Origin of the sequence: Kitasatospora sp. NPDC058243, assembly GCF_042882025.1 — a bacterium.
Classification (GTDB): domain Bacteria; phylum Actinomycetota; class Actinomycetes; order Streptomycetales; family Streptomycetaceae; genus Kitasatospora.
Window position 1 is genome coordinate 1 of sequence record NZ_JBHVWW010000082.1, and the last position, 15,639, is coordinate 15,639.

General features: G+C 70.3%; 15 protein-coding genes and 1 tRNA gene. 6 read left to right on the forward strand and 10 right to left on the reverse strand.

Annotation, left to right across the window (positions count from 1 at the left end; translation table 11 throughout):
* Positions 1 to 460: 460 nt before the first annotated feature.
* On the reverse strand, positions 461 to 1,477 hold the full coding sequence (locus ACFVX9_RS35155; protein ID WP_380380817.1) for a ribosome-inactivating family protein: 1,017 nt from the start codon (positions 1,475 to 1,477) through the stop codon (positions 461 to 463).
* A gap of 350 nt (positions 1,478 to 1,827) precedes the next feature.
* Between ACFVX9_RS35155 and ACFVX9_RS35160 the strand changes: the two genes are divergently transcribed.
* Together ACFVX9_RS35160 and ACFVX9_RS35165 are read left to right on the forward strand one after the other, a co-directional pair.
* Positions 1,828 to 3,579 (forward strand): helix-turn-helix domain-containing protein, encoded by a 1,752-nt coding sequence (locus ACFVX9_RS35160; RefSeq protein WP_387985815.1) that lies wholly within the window; start codon positions 1,828 to 1,830, stop codon positions 3,577 to 3,579.
* Positions 3,479 to 4,051: a tetratricopeptide repeat protein gene (locus tag ACFVX9_RS35165; RefSeq protein WP_387985818.1), complete on the forward strand. Its 573-nt coding sequence runs from the start codon at positions 3,479 to 3,481 to the stop codon at positions 4,049 to 4,051. Before ACFVX9_RS35160 ends, ACFVX9_RS35165 begins: the two co-directional genes overlap by 101 nt.
* 327 nt (positions 4,052 to 4,378) lie before the next feature.
* Here ACFVX9_RS35165 and ACFVX9_RS35170 read toward each other — a convergent pair whose 3' ends face one another.
* On the reverse strand, positions 4,379 to 5,356 hold the full coding sequence (locus ACFVX9_RS35170; protein ID WP_387985821.1) for an alpha/beta hydrolase: 978 nt from the start codon (positions 5,354 to 5,356) through the stop codon (positions 4,379 to 4,381).
* 110 nt (positions 5,357 to 5,466) lie between these two features.
* Between ACFVX9_RS35170 and ACFVX9_RS35175 the strand changes: the two genes are divergently transcribed.
* Positions 5,467 to 6,525 (forward strand): helix-turn-helix domain-containing protein, encoded by a 1,059-nt coding sequence (locus ACFVX9_RS35175; RefSeq protein WP_380488002.1) that lies wholly within the window; start codon positions 5,467 to 5,469, stop codon positions 6,523 to 6,525.
* A 364-nt stretch (positions 6,526 to 6,889) separates the two neighbouring features.
* On the opposite strand, the gene ACFVX9_RS35180 is transcribed toward ACFVX9_RS35175, so the two are convergent.
* A tRNA-Met gene (locus ACFVX9_RS35180) sits at positions 6,890 to 6,966 on the reverse strand.
* Positions 6,967 to 7,271: 305 nt separating this feature from the next.
* Here ACFVX9_RS35180 and ACFVX9_RS35185 point away from each other — a divergent pair.
* Positions 7,272 to 7,658, forward strand: a complete 387-nt coding sequence (locus ACFVX9_RS35185) for a hypothetical protein (RefSeq protein ID WP_380380706.1) — start codon at positions 7,272 to 7,274, stop codon at positions 7,656 to 7,658.
* A gap of 52 nt (positions 7,659 to 7,710) precedes the next feature.
* On the opposite strand, the gene ACFVX9_RS35190 is transcribed toward ACFVX9_RS35185, so the two are convergent.
* From ACFVX9_RS35190 to ACFVX9_RS35200, 3 genes are all read right to left on the reverse strand, one after another.
* Positions 7,711 to 8,781, reverse strand: coding sequence for a methyltransferase domain-containing protein (locus ACFVX9_RS35190; protein ID WP_387985825.1), 1,071 nt, complete (start codon positions 8,779 to 8,781; stop codon positions 7,711 to 7,713).
* Positions 8,782 to 8,858: 77 nt separating this feature from the next.
* Positions 8,859 to 8,996 (reverse strand): hypothetical protein, encoded by a 138-nt coding sequence (locus ACFVX9_RS35195; protein WP_159398702.1) that lies wholly within the window; start codon positions 8,994 to 8,996, stop codon positions 8,859 to 8,861.
* A gap of 811 nt (positions 8,997 to 9,807) precedes the next feature.
* Complete coding sequence (locus ACFVX9_RS35200) at positions 9,808 to 10,245, reverse strand: ATP-binding protein (RefSeq protein ID WP_387985829.1); 438 nt, start codon at positions 10,243 to 10,245, stop codon at positions 9,808 to 9,810.
* A gap of 260 nt (positions 10,246 to 10,505) precedes the next feature.
* Here ACFVX9_RS35200 and ACFVX9_RS35205 point away from each other — a divergent pair, with 260 nt between their 5' ends.
* Positions 10,506 to 11,849, forward strand: a complete 1,344-nt coding sequence (locus ACFVX9_RS35205; RefSeq protein WP_380380699.1) for a tetratricopeptide repeat protein — start codon at positions 10,506 to 10,508, stop codon at positions 11,847 to 11,849.
* On the opposite strand, the gene ACFVX9_RS35210 is transcribed toward ACFVX9_RS35205, so the two are convergent.
* The 3 genes from ACFVX9_RS35210 to ACFVX9_RS35220 all read right to left on the reverse strand — a co-directional run bounded on the left by ACFVX9_RS35210 (position 11,846) and on the right by ACFVX9_RS35220 (position 14,556).
* Positions 11,846 to 12,874: an NAD-dependent epimerase/dehydratase family protein gene (locus ACFVX9_RS35210; RefSeq protein ID WP_387985833.1), complete on the reverse strand. Its 1,029-nt coding sequence runs from the start codon at positions 12,872 to 12,874 to the stop codon at positions 11,846 to 11,848. The genes ACFVX9_RS35205 and ACFVX9_RS35210 overlap by 4 nt on opposite strands.
* 89 nt (positions 12,875 to 12,963) lie before the next feature.
* A complete protein-coding gene (locus tag ACFVX9_RS35215; protein WP_380380695.1) occupies positions 12,964 to 13,224 on the reverse strand; it encodes a hypothetical protein in 261 nt (86 codons plus the stop codon).
* A 120-nt stretch (positions 13,225 to 13,344) separates the two neighbouring features.
* Positions 13,345 to 14,556, reverse strand: coding sequence for an RICIN domain-containing protein (locus ACFVX9_RS35220; RefSeq protein WP_380380693.1), 1,212 nt, complete (start codon positions 14,554 to 14,556; stop codon positions 13,345 to 13,347).
* 133 nt (positions 14,557 to 14,689) lie between these two features.
* On the opposite strand from ACFVX9_RS35220, the gene ACFVX9_RS35225 reads away from it, so the two are divergent.
* A complete protein-coding gene (locus ACFVX9_RS35225) occupies positions 14,690 to 14,839 on the forward strand; it encodes a hypothetical protein (protein ID WP_380380691.1) in 150 nt (49 codons plus the stop codon).
* Between the two features lie 241 nt (positions 14,840 to 15,080).
* Here the strand turns inward: ACFVX9_RS35225 and ACFVX9_RS35230 are convergent, their stop codons facing one another.
* Positions 15,081 to 15,401 carry a hypothetical protein gene (locus tag ACFVX9_RS35230; protein WP_380380689.1) on the reverse strand — a complete coding sequence of 107 codons (321 nt, stop codon included), beginning with the start codon at positions 15,399 to 15,401 and terminating at the stop codon, positions 15,081 to 15,083.
* Positions 15,402 to 15,639: the final 238 nt, after the last annotated feature.

Genomic DNA, 15,639 nt, shown 5'->3' on the forward strand with positions numbered 1-15,639 from the left:
TTTTCCGCTCCGTTTCCGGCGCTTCGTTCATCCAACTCGCTGGTGTCTTCTGCGGCTTGACGCCCCGTCCGACGTTTCAAACTCTAGCCGATCCCCGCTCCGAAAAGCGAATCGACCGCAATCCAATAAAACGAACACGCCGAATAAGAACCAAGCCGCGACAAGACGCGACCCAGCCCGAAACCGGGAAGTGGTGTTTCGAAAGGATTGGCCACCGCGGGACCGTCCGCGCCAATGCGTGTCCGGTGCTCCCTGCCGAGCGACTGGCTGACAGTACCCCTCCTCGGCGCCCAAGGCAAATACCCGGCCCGGGATCGTGCAGGCGCGCGCGTCCGGGCAGCTGCGCAACCTCGCCACCACCGCCTCCGCGGCCTGCGTGGCCCGGATCGCCGGAGTCCGCCGGCGGCCGGGGCCCGGTCCGTGGTGGATCGGGCCCCGGCCGCCGTGGCGTTGTGGTGGGTCAGAGGCCGCTGCCCTGGATGGCGAGGAAGGGGACGATGATGGGGTTGGCGGTTTCGCCGCCGTAGATGTCCTCCCAGTCCGCGTACTGGCGCCCGTCGATGTTCACGGCGGTGGTGTTCTGTCCCCGTGCGCTCCGGTGAGCCACCGTGGACAGGGTGTCCCAGTTGTTCTCCAGGTCCGTGCCGAACCGGCCGATGTTTGCCGGGCGGGACGTCTCGGTCGGGTCCCCGTTGTAGATGAGAACGCTGGCGATGCGATTCTCGATCCAGCCGAAGCGGGCCGCCTCGGAGGTGGCGCCGATGAAGTAGGCCATGGCCCGAAGCACTGCGTTGGAGTTCCTGTTCGCCGAGGTGGCGGTGTCCAGGGCACTCAAGTGCGTCAGGAAGTTGCTCGCCGTGTACGGCTGGTCACCGCGCCACGTCGGGTTCGCGGCCAGCGACGCGTAGCCCCCGTCGGAGCTGATGGTGTTGAGCAAGGGAGCGGTCGGCATGTTGAAGCGGACCCGCATCTCCTCCGCCAGGCGCACGGTGTAGGGGGCGTTGAGACGGTAGTGGAGGCCGTGGGAGGAGAAGCCCATGAAGTACAGGTTGTCGACGGAGAAGTACAGCGCGACATCGGCCCGCCGCTCGCCCCTGGGGTTGCTGGGGGTAACAGCGTTGGACCACACCAGCACCCGGATGACGCGGTTGGTGGCGGTTTCACGCCCGCGGACCGTCGTGTCCGAGAAGTAGGGGGCGTTCGGGAGGCCTGCCATCGGCTGGCCGGCGATTTCGCGCATCCGGTCCACCACACGCCGGTATTCCCCGGACTGATTGGCGGCGGCCGAGCTGGGGCGCGCGGCGGAGTCGTAGCCCGTCATGTCCCAGTCGATGTCGGTCCACCGCTGGGTGGTGTTGGCGTCAGCGTGGGGCGCGGCGAGGCCGTTCACCAGGCCGCAGGCGGCGGCCATGGCCAGCAGCAGCACCGCCAGCCGCCTTCCGGCTCGGCGCATGGTGGATGTCGGATGCAGGTACATCGGGTGGTACTCCCTGAAAGCTCTTCCGCGCAGGTGTGGTGGCGCGCGGCGAGGAGCCCGCGAGAGCGCCTGCCGCTGCATCGGGGCAGCGCGTCCTCGCGGGACGGACAGCGGGGAAGCGACCGGCTACCCGCTCGCCGGGCCTTTCAGGTCCCGGCGGGACGAGGGCCCGGCGAAGGGGCAGTACTCCCCGGTTTGGCTCCCGGGGTCGTCTTCCTCAGGTCTAGATCCAACCTGGGCGGGCGGGCGCCAACCATGCAATTTCGCCCGCAAAAGTACGTACCGCATACTTTTGCGGGTTGAGGTTCGGCGTTCGGCGGGGCCACGTCGAACACGGGAAGAGCTTCAGCATGGCCTCGTACGCACCGGCGGACCGTTCCTTCGGCACGCTGCTGTTCGGTCTGCGCCGCAGGGCGGGGCTCAGCCAGGAAGACCTGGCGCACGCCGCGGGGGTGAGCGTACGTACCCTGTCCTATCTGGAGCAGGGCCGCTCCCGGGGGCCGCAGCGCCGCACCGTCCAGGCCCTGGCGAAGGCCCTGGGCCTGGACGCGGCCGACGCCCGGGAGCTGGAGGAGGCCGCGAGCCTGGGCCGGCCCCGCCCCGCCCGCACGGCGGACGCCCCGCCGCCCGCCGCCGCACCGGAGGCCACCCTGAACACGAGCACGCCCGATCTGCTGCCGCGCGCACCGCGCGCCTTTCACGGACGGGCCTCTGAGCTCGCCGCCCTGACCCGGGCCACGGCGGGGGAGGCCCCGGTCTGCCTGGTCATCGGGCCCGCCGGGGTCGGGAAGACCGCCCTCGTCCTGCACTGGGCCCACCACGACCCCGCCGGACTCACCGACGGGCGCCTCTACGCCGACCTGCGCGGCTTCAGCGACACCGGCGAGCCGGCCGCCGTCGAGGTCCTGCGCGAGTTCCTGCTGGCCCTGGGCGTGCCGCAGGAGCGAATACCGGAGTCGGCCAACGGCGCGGCCGCACTCTTCCGCGCCCTGGCCGCCGACCGCCAACTCCTCGTCGTCCTCGACAACGCGCGTGACTCCGAACAGGTCAGGCCGCTCCTGCCCGGCGGCGACCGCTGCGTCACCGTCGTCACCAGCAGGCACCGGCTGCCGGGACTGATCGTCACCGACACCGCCCGGCCCGTCGCCGTGGACGTCCTCGCCCCCCAGGACGCCACCATGCTCCTGGCCCGGATCCTCGGCACCGAACGGGTCCACGCCGAGCCGGCCGCCGCGCTCCGGCTCGCCGAGCTGTGCGGCGGGCTGCCGCTGGCCCTGCGGGTGGCAGCAGCCCGTCTGGCAGGGCGACCCGACTGGTCCCTGGGAACGATGGCTGCCGAACTGTCCGACGAGACACGGCGGCTGAGCTTGCTGGACCTGGAGGACACCGGCGTGCGGGCCGCGCTGCGCCTGACCCTGCGACAACTCCCGGCGCACGTCGCCCGTCTGTTCGCCTCCCTTGGCCGCCACCCGGGCACGCACGTCGACCGCTACGCGGCGGCCGCCCTGGCCGGCACCGACCCCGCCACCGCCGAGAGCGCCCTGGAGCGCCTGGCCGTCGCGCACCTGCTCACCGAGACGGCACCCGGCCGGTGGACGATGCACGACCTCGTGCGGCTCTACGCCCGCGGCCTGGACGCCCAGCCCGACACGCTCAAGCGCGTCCTCGACCACTACATCACCACCGCCACCGGCGCCGTCGCGGCGGCCGAGCCCGGCACGGAGGACTGCTTTCCACTTCCGGCGGACTTCCTGCCGCCGGCCGCCGTGCGGGAGTTCGGCGACCGGTCCGCCCGCCGTGGCCTGGTACGCCGCCGAGCGCAACAACCTCACCCAGGCGGTCGCCGCGGCGCACGCCGCCGCACTGCACGACAGAACCTGGCGCATCGTCATGACGATGTGGCCACTGATCGTGTGGCGCGTCCGCGACGGCTGGGTACCGCTCCTGGAGACCGCCCTCACGGCCACGCGCGCCAACGCCGACGAGCACGGCGAGGCCCGGGTGCTCAACGTCCTCGGCTGGGTCCTGACCGAGGAAGGGCGCACCCCGGAAGCACTCGTCCACCTGGAAGCGGCCTCCGCGCTCGCCGCCCGCGCCGGTGACGCGTTCGCCGAGGCCAACGCCTTGATCGTGCTGGCCATGGTCCAAGCCTCCCTCGGCCGCCTGGACCAGGCCGCGAGGAGCTGCGAACGCGCGGTCGAGCTGGCACGCGAGACCGGCGACCAGAGGATGGAACGGCTGGCGATGCAGCACCTCGCCCGCCACCAAACCGATGCCGGACACTGGCACCAGGCCCTCAGCACCGCGACCCACGCCCTGGCCCTCGGCAACCAACCGGACACCACCGACATCCCCCGCGTCCTGCTGCTCACCATCAGGGGAGAAGCACTGCTGGGACTCGGCAACCACACCGAGGGCATCACCCAACTCGACCTCGCCGCGCGGGAGGCGGAGTCCGCCGGCTACGACGACGGCGCGGTACGGGCACTCACCGCACTGCTGCGCGCAACACCCGACACGGAAGTCCAGGCACGGTACGACACGGCACTCGCACGACTCACCACACGAACCTGAACCCCGGCACACCCTCGCACCGGCGAAGCCCCCGCCGCACCCGAGCGCGCGGGAACGGTCTCATTGATCATGGTTGGAAGCGGTGCGCTGACCTGTGGTTCGTCAGCTCGGCTGAGACGCCGGAGAGGCGATTCTCGCCGGACCCGGCATTTTTCGGGGCTGGGTCAGCTTGCGTGGACCCCGGGGTTCATGGGGGTGGTCGAAAAACGAAGTGGGCACGTCCGGCTCGCTCCCGAGTTCGCGCAGAGAACCGGTGCAACGCCACCGCGCCGCTGCACCGGTGGCCCACCCCGCCTGTTGACGAGTCAATCCGCTGTCATTTTCGGATCAGTAGTCCAGGACGCGCTTGAGATAGGCCGTTCTGGCCGCGATGGCGAGTTGCGAGATGGCCGCCTGCGGCGCGGCGGTGGCGAAGGCATGCCAGGCCCCCGGCCACACGTGCAACTCGACCGGGACTCCGGACCGGGACAGCCGCGCGGCGTAGTCGATGGACTCGTCCCGGAAGGTGTCGACCTGGCCGGTGTCGATGTAGGTGGCGGGCAGCCCGCTCAGGTCTGCCGCGCGGGCCGGAGCCGCGTAGGGCGAGACCTCGGGCCCGCCCCTGGCCTGCCCGAGCAGGCAGGTCCATGCCGTCAGGTTGGCCCGGCGGTCCCAGAATCCCTCGCCGTCGAGTTCCTGGCTGGACGGGGTCCGGCAGCGGTCGTCGAGCATCGGCGCCTGCAGCATCTGGTGGGCCAGGGCCGGGCCGCCGCGGTCCCGAGCCAGCAGCGCCGTCGCCGCTGCCAGTCCACCGCCCGCGCTCGTGCCCCAGATGATCAGCCGTTCGGGGTCGATGGACAACTCGTCGGCGTTGGCCGCGACCCACGCCAGCCCGGCATAGCAGTCCTCGACGGGTGCGGGATGGGGATGCTCGGGAGCCAGCCGGTACTCCACCGAGATCCCGACGACGCCGAGGACATCCACCCACTCGGCGAGTACGTGGGAGAGCTCCCACTTGTTGCCGGAGATCATGCCACCACCGTGGGTGTGGTATACGCACGAGCGTGAGCCTGCGCCGCGGGTAGGACGCATGATGAGCAGCGAGATCTCCGGCGCCCCGGCGGGGCCGGGCACCGTGCGTTCCTCGATCTCGACGGCCCCGTCCCGGCGCAGCGCGGCCGCGTCGGCCCCGCCGGGCACCGTCGCGTTCATCTCTCGGTAGGCGGGGATATCGGCCGGCCCGAGCCAGCCGAGCTCTCGCACCTCTTGCGGATAGGTGGCCAGGATTGCGGCCAACTCGGGGTCGAACGGTGGTCGGGAGTACATACTCGGGTCCTTCCTTCAGCGGTTCGCCGCCCCAGTGTCCTGGCCGGTCGCCGCCCGATCCACCGCCGGATGGCTCATGTCATCCGCCATATGGCGGATATGGTCCAGTGGTGGAAGAACTGCTCCAACAGCTCTCGGCACTGGATCCCGCCGCCGGGGACGCGGTGCGCGCCATCGCCTACTTCGACACCCTCGTCGAGCAGCGGGCCGGCCTCGATGCCTTCGTCAGGGCCGGGGCCATCCTCTCGGGCTGCACGGCAGGGCTGGCCGATCCCGACCGGCACGTCCTGGTGCGCATCCATCCCGACGGCCACCGGCTGGAACCGGCGGCACACGTTCCCTCCTGGCCCGGCACCGCACTACGCGGTACGACCGCAGGCCGGGTCTGGCTCGAACGCACCGGCATGCCGCTGCCCACCGACGCCATCGTTCTCGAACGCCTCGCGGCCGGGGCGGGCATCGTCTTGGACCGAACCCGCGGCCGGGCCGCCACACACGACCCGGCCAGCGTGGAAGTGCTGCTCTCACCCGAGGCCACAGCCGCAGCCCGCACGCAGGCCGTGCGCAGACTCGCCCTTCCCGCGGCGAGATTCAGGGTCGCGGCCCTGCTGGGAAACCCGGATGATCCAACGATCAACCGGTGGAGCACTCGCCTCGGACACGTGACCGCCGCCATCGTCGTCGACGCCACGACCGAGCCCACCGCAAGCCTTGGACCCAGCATCGGGACTGAGCACGGGCCAAGAGCCGGGCTGGGCCCCGCCGTGGAAATCAGTGGGCTGCCGCGATCATGGCACGGAGCGCTGACCGCGTTGCGGCTGACAGCCGAGGTCCACGGTCCGCGCCACCTCAACTACGACGCCCTAGGCGGCCTGGCCCTCGTGGCCGAACACGTCTCCCCGCACAACGCGTTGATCGAGGATGTGCGCGCGCTACGCGCGGCAGAAAGAGCCGGCACCGGCGCACTGGAAACCCTGGCCGCCCTCGAAGCCCACGACAGCCTCCGCCAGGCGGCCACCGCGTTGCATCTGCACCACTCCACACTCCAGGCGCGCCTACCCAAGCTGACCGCTGCTCTCGGGTTCGCCCCCGACACCCCGCAAGGACGCACACGCCTCCACCTTGCCCTGGCCCTCCACCGACTCAACCTCAACGGCCCCCTTCCCTAGCCGCCGAGCAGCAGTGGCAGTCCTCGGGGCGCCCACGTTGAAGACCGTGAGCGCGATCTCGGCTAGATACTCTCGGACCGTGGCGATGTCGTCAGATCAGCGAGGCGTCCACGGTGAGGCGCCAGTGCGCGGACATGCAGGGATATCGCTGGGCGATCTCCCGCAGTTTCGCGATGGCCTTCCGCTTGGCCTGAGCCGCTTGTACTTCTGGCGGATCCAGCGCACCGGCATCCGGGTCCGCGAACTACCCATCCGCCCCGAGCCGGCCCTGGCCCGCCTTCGCCGTTGGTGGGCGGCCGAGCCGACGAGGCGAAGGACGCCGAAGGGGCGGACGCGCAGTGCGCGTCCGCCCCTTCGGCGTTCGTGGTAGCGGGGACAGGATTTGAACCTGCGACCTCTGGGTTATGAGCCCAGCGAGCTACCGAGCTGCTCCACCCCGCGTCGGTAGTACCGACGGTACGGCACCAGGCGGCGATCACCTAATCGGTTTCCCGGCGGCCGCTTCCGCAGGGCCGCCCTCGCCGGGCAGTCCCTCGCGGGGGCCGGCGGCTGGCATCGTCGACGGGTGATGCGGCAGGGGCGAACACCCGCCCCGACGTCCGTGCGTGCGATCGAATACGTTCGGCCACGAACCCCCGAGAGTCAGCTACTTTGCGTTATCGCTCGTATCGAATGTGTGACATGTCTGGGCTGCTGGGCATGCTGCGGTCCGGGCCGACTCGCAGGCACAACTCCAGGAGTGAGACATGTTCAGCACCGCTCGTGCCGCCAGGATCACCACCGCCGCTGCTGCCACCGTCCTCGCCGTCAGCCTGGGCGTCGTGGCCGCGCCGTCCGCCTCGGCGGCCGACAACTGCTGGCCCGGGGAGAGCAACCGGTGGTACTGCCACAACGTGCCCGGCTCCCCCGTGTACGGCGTGGTCGGCAACAACCACATCTACCCGGACCCCGACACCGTCGTCGGCTACATGAACTCCGACCCCAGCTGGTTCTACTGCAAGGAGGACAACCAGGCCTGGGTCGGCGGGCCGCACCCGACCCGCTGGCTGATGACCGTCGCCGACAACGGCCAGCTCGGCTTCATGAAGGACACCGCCATCACCAGTGAGACCGACCCCGTTCCGAACTGCTGACCCGGTCTGGAGCCGATTCCCGCTCTGCGCGAGCAGGGGCCCGGCTACCGCTCTACTTGGGGTGCCCCGGGAGGGGATTGCCGGGCTTGTCCAACCAAGCCGCCTGTCCGGCAGGTGTCACCGTGAGCCCGTACCGCTCGTAGCCGGGGCGTCCGGCGGCCGTCCACTGGGTGTAGGCGGCCTCCGTCTCGTCCCACAGCTGCCGGGGCCCGGACTGGCGGACCTCGAACCGGGATTCCCCGGGCACGGAGTCGACCGTTGCCCAGGACGTGACGGCCGTGTCGAACAGCCACCACGTCCAGCCGCCGTCACCGAACTCGTTGCGCCGGTAGTACACGTCCGGCAGGGCGAGGGCGCAGACGAATTGCGCAAGCCAGTCGCCCCCGATGGCTTCGGGGTCGAGGCTCGTCCAGGACTGCGCGGAGTCGCCCGGCCATTCACCGGGCAGGTAGCCGTCCACCGGAGTGCCCTGGTAGCGCTGCTGGCGCAGCATCATGAACGCCGCCGATCGGGTGAACGGACCGCTCGCCGTCCCGTCGCCGCCCACCGTGAGCCGCACGATCGCCCCGCCGCCCAGCAGCGGTGAGACGGGGCTGACGATCACCCCGCCCGGCCGGGTCTGAGCCACCCAGGCGGGCGGGACGTCCCGCAGGGACACGGTGGAGATGATCCGGTCGTACGGGGCGCGTACACCCCAGCCGAGCGAGCCGTCCCCGCACACGACTTCGGGGGTGCAGCCGGTCCTGCGAAGTGCGGCGCGGGCTTGCGCGGTGACCTGCGCGTCCACCTCGACGGTGGACACCATCTCGGCGCCCAGGCGATGCGCCAACAAGGCCGCGTTGTAGCCGGTGCCCGTCCCGATTTCGAGCACCCGGTGCCCGGGGACCGCGTCCAGGTCGGACAGCATCTCGGCCACCATGGTGGGCATGGACGCCGACGACGTGGGAGTACGGTGGTCTCCGCCCCCGGCACCGTCGTCCCACTGCGTGACGATCGGCAGGTCGCCGTAGGCGAGCCGCATCCACCGCTCGGGTTCCTTGGTCCGGCTGCACTCGGTGTCGCCGCCGTCCTCGTCCGCCCAGATGGTGTCGGGGAGGAACGCGTGTCGCGGCACTGCCGCCACGGCCGGAGCCCATGCGGGGGGCAGGGAACCGGCGTCGGTGAGCGACGCCACCAATGCGGCCCGCTGCTGTTCGGGGGTCAACTCTTCTTGTGCTTCGGTGCCGGGGTCGGCTGCTGGCCGTCCTTCGAGGGGTTCGGGCCGATGGCCGGCGAGCCGGGCTTGGCGTGCCCGCCGCCCTTGCCGTCGTTCGGTCCACCCTTGTTCTCGTCTCCCATGGTCAGCGTCCTTTCTCTGTTCGGCTTGTAGAGGCGGTGCTGTTCCCGCTGCGCCCGGGGGCGCAGCGAGTACCTGCCGTGCGGCAGGGGTGATGCCCCGCCCCGGGCGGGGTGAACCTCAACCAACAGCCCGGGATGGGAGTTCGATAGCCGAGCTCCTGACTTGCGCGCAGTTTTCAGCGGCTCGCTTGTGCTGGGAACGGCTGGTCGGCTGTTTCATGGGTGGGGGGCGCGGGGGCGCCGAGGATGTGGCTGCGGGCCGCGCGGGCGAGGACCGCTTGGTCTGCCGTGGATACTCCGGCGCGGTTCCAGTGGAAGACGACCATGCTGCGACCCGCGCCCAGACGTCACCTTGTTCGGTCCACTCCTGGCCGACTGCGCGCAGCATCGCGCTGCACATCAGGATGGACAGTTCGCGGCGCCCGATCGGCGGGGCGGCCGGCTGGCCGTGGTGGGTCCGGAGGGCTTCGAGCAGGATGGCGCGGCTGTCGGCGTGGAAGAGGGCAGGACGGGTCCCATCTGGGCGGCCAGGTTGGCGAGTTCGAGGACGCACATGTGGTGGATGACGTCCCTGACGGCCGTCCGGACGTCGCGCGCCGCCGCCGTCCACAGCGTCAGCGGCTGGCCGAAGGTGTAGTAGGCGGTGGCGGTGCACCAGAACGGTGCGGCCGGCCTCCAGGGCCGCTCGCGGTGAAGACGCCCGGGGCGGTGGGGCGTTCCGCCTCGGCCCGGGTGGGCGCCGACCGGGGAGTAGGCGGCGTTCGGCGACGCTGCCAGCCGACGGTCCTCATGGCCCGTCTGATCACGGTTTTCACGGAGTGCGCCTCGGCATATCGTCAACGGCAAGAAGGACCCTTGCCCACACGTTCTTTGTCGTGGCCGTCGTTACCACACCCGTTCCGTCCGCCAGCTCGCGGACGAGGAGCAGCCCCCGGCCACACTCGCCGCGGGCAACCGGAGTTTCCGGCAGCGGCAGGTCAGGGCGGTAGTCCAGAACCTCGATCCGGCAGTCGCCGCCGGTCTCCTGAAGGTGCAGACCGATACTGCCGCGCGACCGGCTGGCGTGCCGAACGACGTTTGTCACCAGTTCCGAGGCGATGAGGACCAGGTCGGATGCCCGGTCGTTCTCCCATCCCCACTCTCTGAGCACTGAGCCCACCATTCGGCGTGCCATGGAAGCCGCGGCCGCCTCTGCCGTCAGCGTGGCCTCCCAGTGGTGGAGAGATCGCGGCTGTTCGACGGCCACCATGTGCATCGCTCCCGTCATCAGGAGCGTCTTGACGCCCCGTTACAGTTCGCTTACGGGGATCAACCATGGACTGGGGTGCGGAGACAGAACCACCCACGAAGCAGGGACACTTGCTCCTCGTTCGGGTGAGGCCAGGGACAAGCTGCGGACAGTTCGTGGACCCTTCCGCATCACCTGTGTGGCCACCGGTCCGGAGGTGGTAGGCAAGGGGATGAAGTAGTTCGCAGCTGGGGCTGCGGCCCCGAAGGGACCGCGACGCGATGAACACTTTGTTCGATGTCTTAGTCACCGAGGCCCGCATGGATTTCCGGAGCTTCCTGGCCGAGTACCGGCGGGTCGCGGCGCTCCTCTACGAGCGGACCGGGGATATCGCCTTCAGAAACGTCGTTCTGACGGACAAGAGCTTCACGCGGTGGCGTGCCGGACAAGTTGCCCGGCCTCACCACCCGGCACCCGCAATTCTCGAGCGGATGTACGGCAAGCCCGTCGCCGAACTCTTCGCGCCCTGCACCGACGAGCAGGCAAAGGTACTGCGCGCAGTACCCACTCCAGTGCTCGATGAAAGAGAACTCGCCATGACCGCACGAGATGCCCGCGCCCACGCCGCCGACGCGGCCTCACAGTTGCTTCCCGACCTCAGCCTCGACCAACTCGAGGACGACCTGGTACGCCTGGTCCGAGCAAACACCACCACCCCTCCCCACGAGATCTTCATGGCGGCCAAGGAACTGCTCGGCCTTGCCACCGTGATGCTCGACCGTACGCAGCTGTTGTCCCAACGAGGCCGCCTCTACGTCGTCGCCGGCCAGGCATCGGCGCTCCTGGGTGCCTGCGCGTTCGATCTCGGCTCGATGCCGACCGCAGTTGAACTGATGCGTGCCTCTGCCCTGTACGGCCAGGTGGCGGAGCACGGGCCGCTCCAGGCGTACGCCCACGGCTACCTCGCCCTGTTGTACTACTGGGGCGGCAACCCCGCCCAGGCGGTTCGCCAGATCGAGCGGGCCCATTCGTTCCGAGGGGTCGGTGCCACGGGCCAGGCGAGGCTGGCGGCAATCGCTGCCCGCTCGTATGCGCACCTCGGCCGGGCCGAGGAGGCCCACGCAGCAATAGATCGAAGCTTGGCCGATCGAGGCCCCGCCGTGGACGATCTCCACGATGGGATCGCAGGTGAGTTCGATTTCAGCGTGGAACGCGTCGCCATGAGCAACAGCACAACCCTGCTTCTCTTGCGGGACGGGGTCGGCGCGGAGGCCTCCGCCCGGCGGTCGCTGGAACTGATCGCTTCCCAGTCCTCGGCCTCCACACCGCTCGCGGTTGCCCCGCAAGCCGGCGCGGACCTGGCGACGGCCCTGTTGATGCGGCGTGACCTGGACGGTGCCGCTGAGGCCATGCGTCCCGTACTGAGTCTGCCGAGGGAGTGGCGCGGGGCCGGCCTCGTAGGCCGGGTGAACGCGGTCCGGGCGGAGCTGGCCTCGCCGAGCTTCCGCGACGCCCTGGTCGCGCGGGACCTCGCAGAGCAGATCGACGACTTTACGCTGGTTGCCGCACCGCGCACCCTCGGACCCGGCGCGGTGCGGCTCGCCATCGACGGGGGGATCGGCTAGCGGGCACCCTCCAGAACGGCGCGCTCCTTGTCCGGGGCAATCCCATGTTCGTCCCACCGCTGATGCGGAACGGGCATGTTGCCCTGGAGGAGCCAGGACCACGTGTCTGCGACGGTTTCCGCCAGCGGCCGACGGGGGAAGCCGGCCGCGATCGCCGACGACGAGTCGACGGCCCACACGCCTGGGTGTGTCCGCCAGAGCGGGATCTCTGTCCACTGGCGCAGGCCGCTGCGGAGCAGGACCTCATCGGTGACCCACGCCAACTCGCCGGAGCTGCCGGTCACGTCCATGCACGCTTGGAGGAAGCCGCCCATCGTCTCGCGGCCCACCGGTGCGGTGACGTTGTGAACCTGGTACCCGACACGCTGGGCCTGATCGAGCGCAAAGGCCGCCACGTCCCGCACATCGACTGGCTGGATCGACTTCGCCGGATCGCCCGGCGCGAGGATGCGGCCTCCTCGCTCGGCCCTGCGCAGCCACCACGGCAGCCTGCCGACGTACTCGCCGGGCCCGAGGATGACGCCCGGCCTGAGCAGACTCGTACGGGTGAGGCCGAATGCTTCGGTCACTGCCCGCTCGGCGCCGGCCTTCTGCCGTCCGTAGTACGTGTCTGGGCCTGTCCACCCCTCTGGGAGCTGCCCGTACTCCGGTCCGGCGTCGGCCGGGGCATCCAGCACGGGCGAGTCCACGGTCAGAGGCTCGATGGGCCAGCCTTCGTAGACGGACACCGTGGAGACGTAGACGTACCGGCTGACGACCGGCTCCAGGGCCCGGGTGCCACCCAGCACGGCGCGGGGCGACAGCTCGGAGGCGGAGGTGTCGATCACGGCGTCCCACGGTCCGTGCTCGGCCAATCGCGTCATGTCCTCCGGCCGCTCCCGGTCGCCGTGCACCGCGACCGCTCCGGGCACCGGGACACCGGACAGGCCGCGCGTGAACGTGGTCACCTCCCAACCTCGTTCCAGCGCGCCACTCACGACCGCCCGGCCCAGGAACCAGCCACCGCCCAGCACGAGAATCCTCATGCGGGCGATCCTGCCAGCCCGGCGCCTTCGCGCGCAGCCGCCCGCAGAATCGGGGCCCCTACCGGTCGCGGAGCAGGTCGAGGTACCGGTCAACGACCTGCTGCTCCAATCTTGATCACGGATTCGGCGACGACGACCGTCAGACCGAAGACCATGCCGAACACCAGCAGGACGACGAGCGCCCGGCAGCCGTAGGGGTGTCCGCGTATCGCCCAGTCCGTCACGAGCGCGGAGTCGCCTATGTCCCGCTGCGGGGAGAGTCGCCCCACCTGGAGACCGCCGTGGTCGCCGTACACCGCCCGGGAGTGGACGAGGCCGTGTACCGCCTGCTGGAACTGATCACCGGCCACACCACCGCGTGATCCGAGGCCGGATATCGGCCGCCACCAGGCACTGTTCGAATACGGCCGCGCCCCGACCCGGGCGGGTGCCGGGTCGGGGTGCGTCGGGTCAGTGTGCGCGGGTGACTGCTACTGGAGCTTCCACTGCTGGTTCCAGGCATTGTTGCAGGTCCAGACGCCGAGCGCCTTGGCGTCCTCGTCGTAGGTCAGGCAGTCCTGGTCGGTGATCCGGATCTGGTACTGGCCGCCGCCCGCGCTGACGAGCTGCCACTTCTGCGCATCGGCGCCGGTCCAGGGCTTGGCCTCGGCGAAGAAGGTCTTGGTGTTCTCGGTCAGCGCGAGCCCGGAGACGGCACTGGTGATCTTGTACCGGCCGTTGCCCAGGGCGGTGAACTGCCAGGCGGAGTTCTTGGCGCCGCTGGCGGCGGCCAGGATCGAGGACCCCGTGACCACCGGACCCCGGCCGTTCTTCACCTTGGGGTGGTGCAGCCCGGCGATGCCGGCACCACCACCGCTGCCGCCCTTGCTGCCCCCACCCTTTCCGCCGCCCTGGTGCGCGGGGACGGCCGGGGTGGTGCTGGTGTCGCCACCGTCGCCGTCGTCGTTGCCGTCGCCGTTGCCGTCGTCATCACCGTCATCGCCGTCATCGTGCGCGGGGATGCCGGGGGTGCCCGGGGTGTCGGTGATCGGGGTGCCACCACTCTTCGGGACGCCCGGGACCGTGATGTCGCGGGCGGGGAAGTGGATGATCCGCTTGCTGTCGACGCAGCGGATCAGCACGCAGGACCTGGTGGTGCTCACGGTCCGGTCGGAGTCGGAGCCGACGAACGCCCAGTTCCCGTACCCGCCGTCGCCCTTGTTGGTGAAGGTCGAGTCACCCGCGAAGACCCAGATGCGGAAGTCGTCGTAGCCGGCCGGCCCGCCCTGCGAGTCGTGGTGCTGCAGTTTGACGGTGGTGTCGACCAGCACCCCGTTCATGTTCGCCTCGTACACGTTGCGGAACCAGATGGTGTCGTAGAGGTCGGTGCCGTCGTACTTGAACACCATGACGTTGTAGCCGGGAGCCGCGGCACTCAGTTGGCTGGCCATGCCCTGGGTGAACGCGGCGTTGTCGGCCTGCGCCTGGAGGGCCGCGCTGCGGAAGCCGCCGATCATGGCACCGATGGAGTTGATCAGGGCCGTGGTGCAGTTGCCGCCGCCCACGCTGCTCTGGCCGTCGCAGTCGGCTGCGGCGGCCCGCTGCGGCGAGACCATCAGGCCGGCAACGGCCAGACCCGACAGCAGGACGCCCGCGACGGCACGTTGGGCGAGCGTGTGGGACCGGCGGGAGAGACCGCGCATGCCGAAGTACCTCGATCACTGAGAGTGGTGAAGATCGTCCGTGGGGAAGAGACGATGCTCGGATGCTAGGTCGGCCCGAACGCCGCGCCCCGGGTTCCTGACAGTTCCCTGATGGATCACTGATGGATCACTGATGATCTGTTGGCCGACGGGCGTCACCGTCACGGACCTGATCACGCCGGCCGTCGGCATCGTCCTCGCCACTGAACACCAGCCCAGCTCCGCCGCCTGGGCGGACCGGCTGCTTCGGCTCGCCGTGGTGGGACTGAGTCCGCAGAGCTGAGCGCTGTACACGGGCGGCATCGTCGAACCGGAGTCTCGATCGGGTGCCTGTGGCGGCAACCGCGCATGAAAACAGGGCCTCTTGGTAGCTCGCGAAGGGTATCTACGCCAACAAGCTTTCCAGGAAGCCCTGTTGCCGCATCTGCACGGCACCGTGGGGGCCGGCGGCGCGGGGGACTCGGGTACGGCCGCCGGACCGCCTTGCAGCCGGTCCGGCGGCAGGTGAACGGGTGGGGCGGTGGTCAGGTGATGGCCATGAAGCTGCCGACGTTCACGTTCTCCCGGGCCCCGTCCGGGTCCAGCAGGGAAGAGATCCTCGACCGGCAGTTGCGGTCGGTGAACAGCCGGATGGGGCCGCTGGTGAAGTTCACGATCGTGGTGTCGTTGCCGAGGCCGCGGTGGCACTCGCCGGGCACCGGGTCCGTGACCTCCTCCCGTTCGCCCCCGCGATCCATGATCACGACGCCGGGGGCCGCCGAGGCCGTGGAGGGGCTGACCAGGGACAGGGCGAGGACGCCGGCGGTGACCACGACCGCCGCGCGCGGGCTGAAGCGCAGGTGCATGAGGGGACTCCCGTGCTGGGTTCGTCAGGGGGCATCGACGGGAGCCCGGGAACCCCGCGTCGCGCGGCTTCCCATGACTCCCGATCACCCGTTACCCCGCCCCGGCACTGCCTCCACCGGGCCGTCCGGCGCTTCACCCGAACGGGGTTCGCCCGCGCACCCGGCGACCGGTTCCGGGGGAGCGGGAAGTCGGACGGGCCGACTTCCCGCTCCCCCGGCTGCACACACTGATCCGAAA

Excerpts from the sequence above, each read along its gene's own strand:
- ACFVX9_RS35155 (WP_380380817.1), bottom strand. The coding sequence starts at position 1,477 with ATGTACCTGCATCCGACATCCACCATGCGCCGAGCCGGAAGGCGGCTG.
- ACFVX9_RS35160 (WP_387985815.1), top strand. The coding sequence starts at position 1,828 with ATGGCCTCGTACGCACCGGCGGACCGTTCCTTCGGCACGCTGCTGTTC.
- ACFVX9_RS35170 (WP_387985821.1), bottom strand. The coding sequence starts at position 5,356 with ATGTACTCCCGACCACCGTTCGACCCCGAGTTGGCCGCAATCCTGGCC.
- ACFVX9_RS35185 (WP_380380706.1), top strand. The coding sequence starts at position 7,272 with ATGTTCAGCACCGCTCGTGCCGCCAGGATCACCACCGCCGCTGCTGCC.
- ACFVX9_RS35195 (WP_159398702.1), bottom strand. The coding sequence starts at position 8,996 with ATGGGAGACGAGAACAAGGGTGGACCGAACGACGGCAAGGGCGGCGGG.
- ACFVX9_RS35200 (WP_387985829.1), bottom strand. The coding sequence starts at position 10,245 with ATGGTGGCCGTCGAACAGCCGCGATCTCTCCACCACTGGGAGGCCACG.
- ACFVX9_RS35205 (WP_380380699.1), top strand. The coding sequence starts at position 10,506 with ATGAACACTTTGTTCGATGTCTTAGTCACCGAGGCCCGCATGGATTTC.
- ACFVX9_RS35210 (WP_387985833.1), bottom strand. The coding sequence starts at position 12,874 with ATGAGGATTCTCGTGCTGGGCGGTGGCTGGTTCCTGGGCCGGGCGGTC.
- ACFVX9_RS35220 (WP_380380693.1), bottom strand. The coding sequence starts at position 14,556 with ATGCGCGGTCTCTCCCGCCGGTCCCACACGCTCGCCCAACGTGCCGTC.
- ACFVX9_RS35225 (WP_380380691.1), top strand. The coding sequence starts at position 14,690 with ATGATCTGTTGGCCGACGGGCGTCACCGTCACGGACCTGATCACGCCG.
- ACFVX9_RS35230 (WP_380380689.1), bottom strand. The coding sequence starts at position 15,401 with ATGCACCTGCGCTTCAGCCCGCGCGCGGCGGTCGTGGTCACCGCCGGC.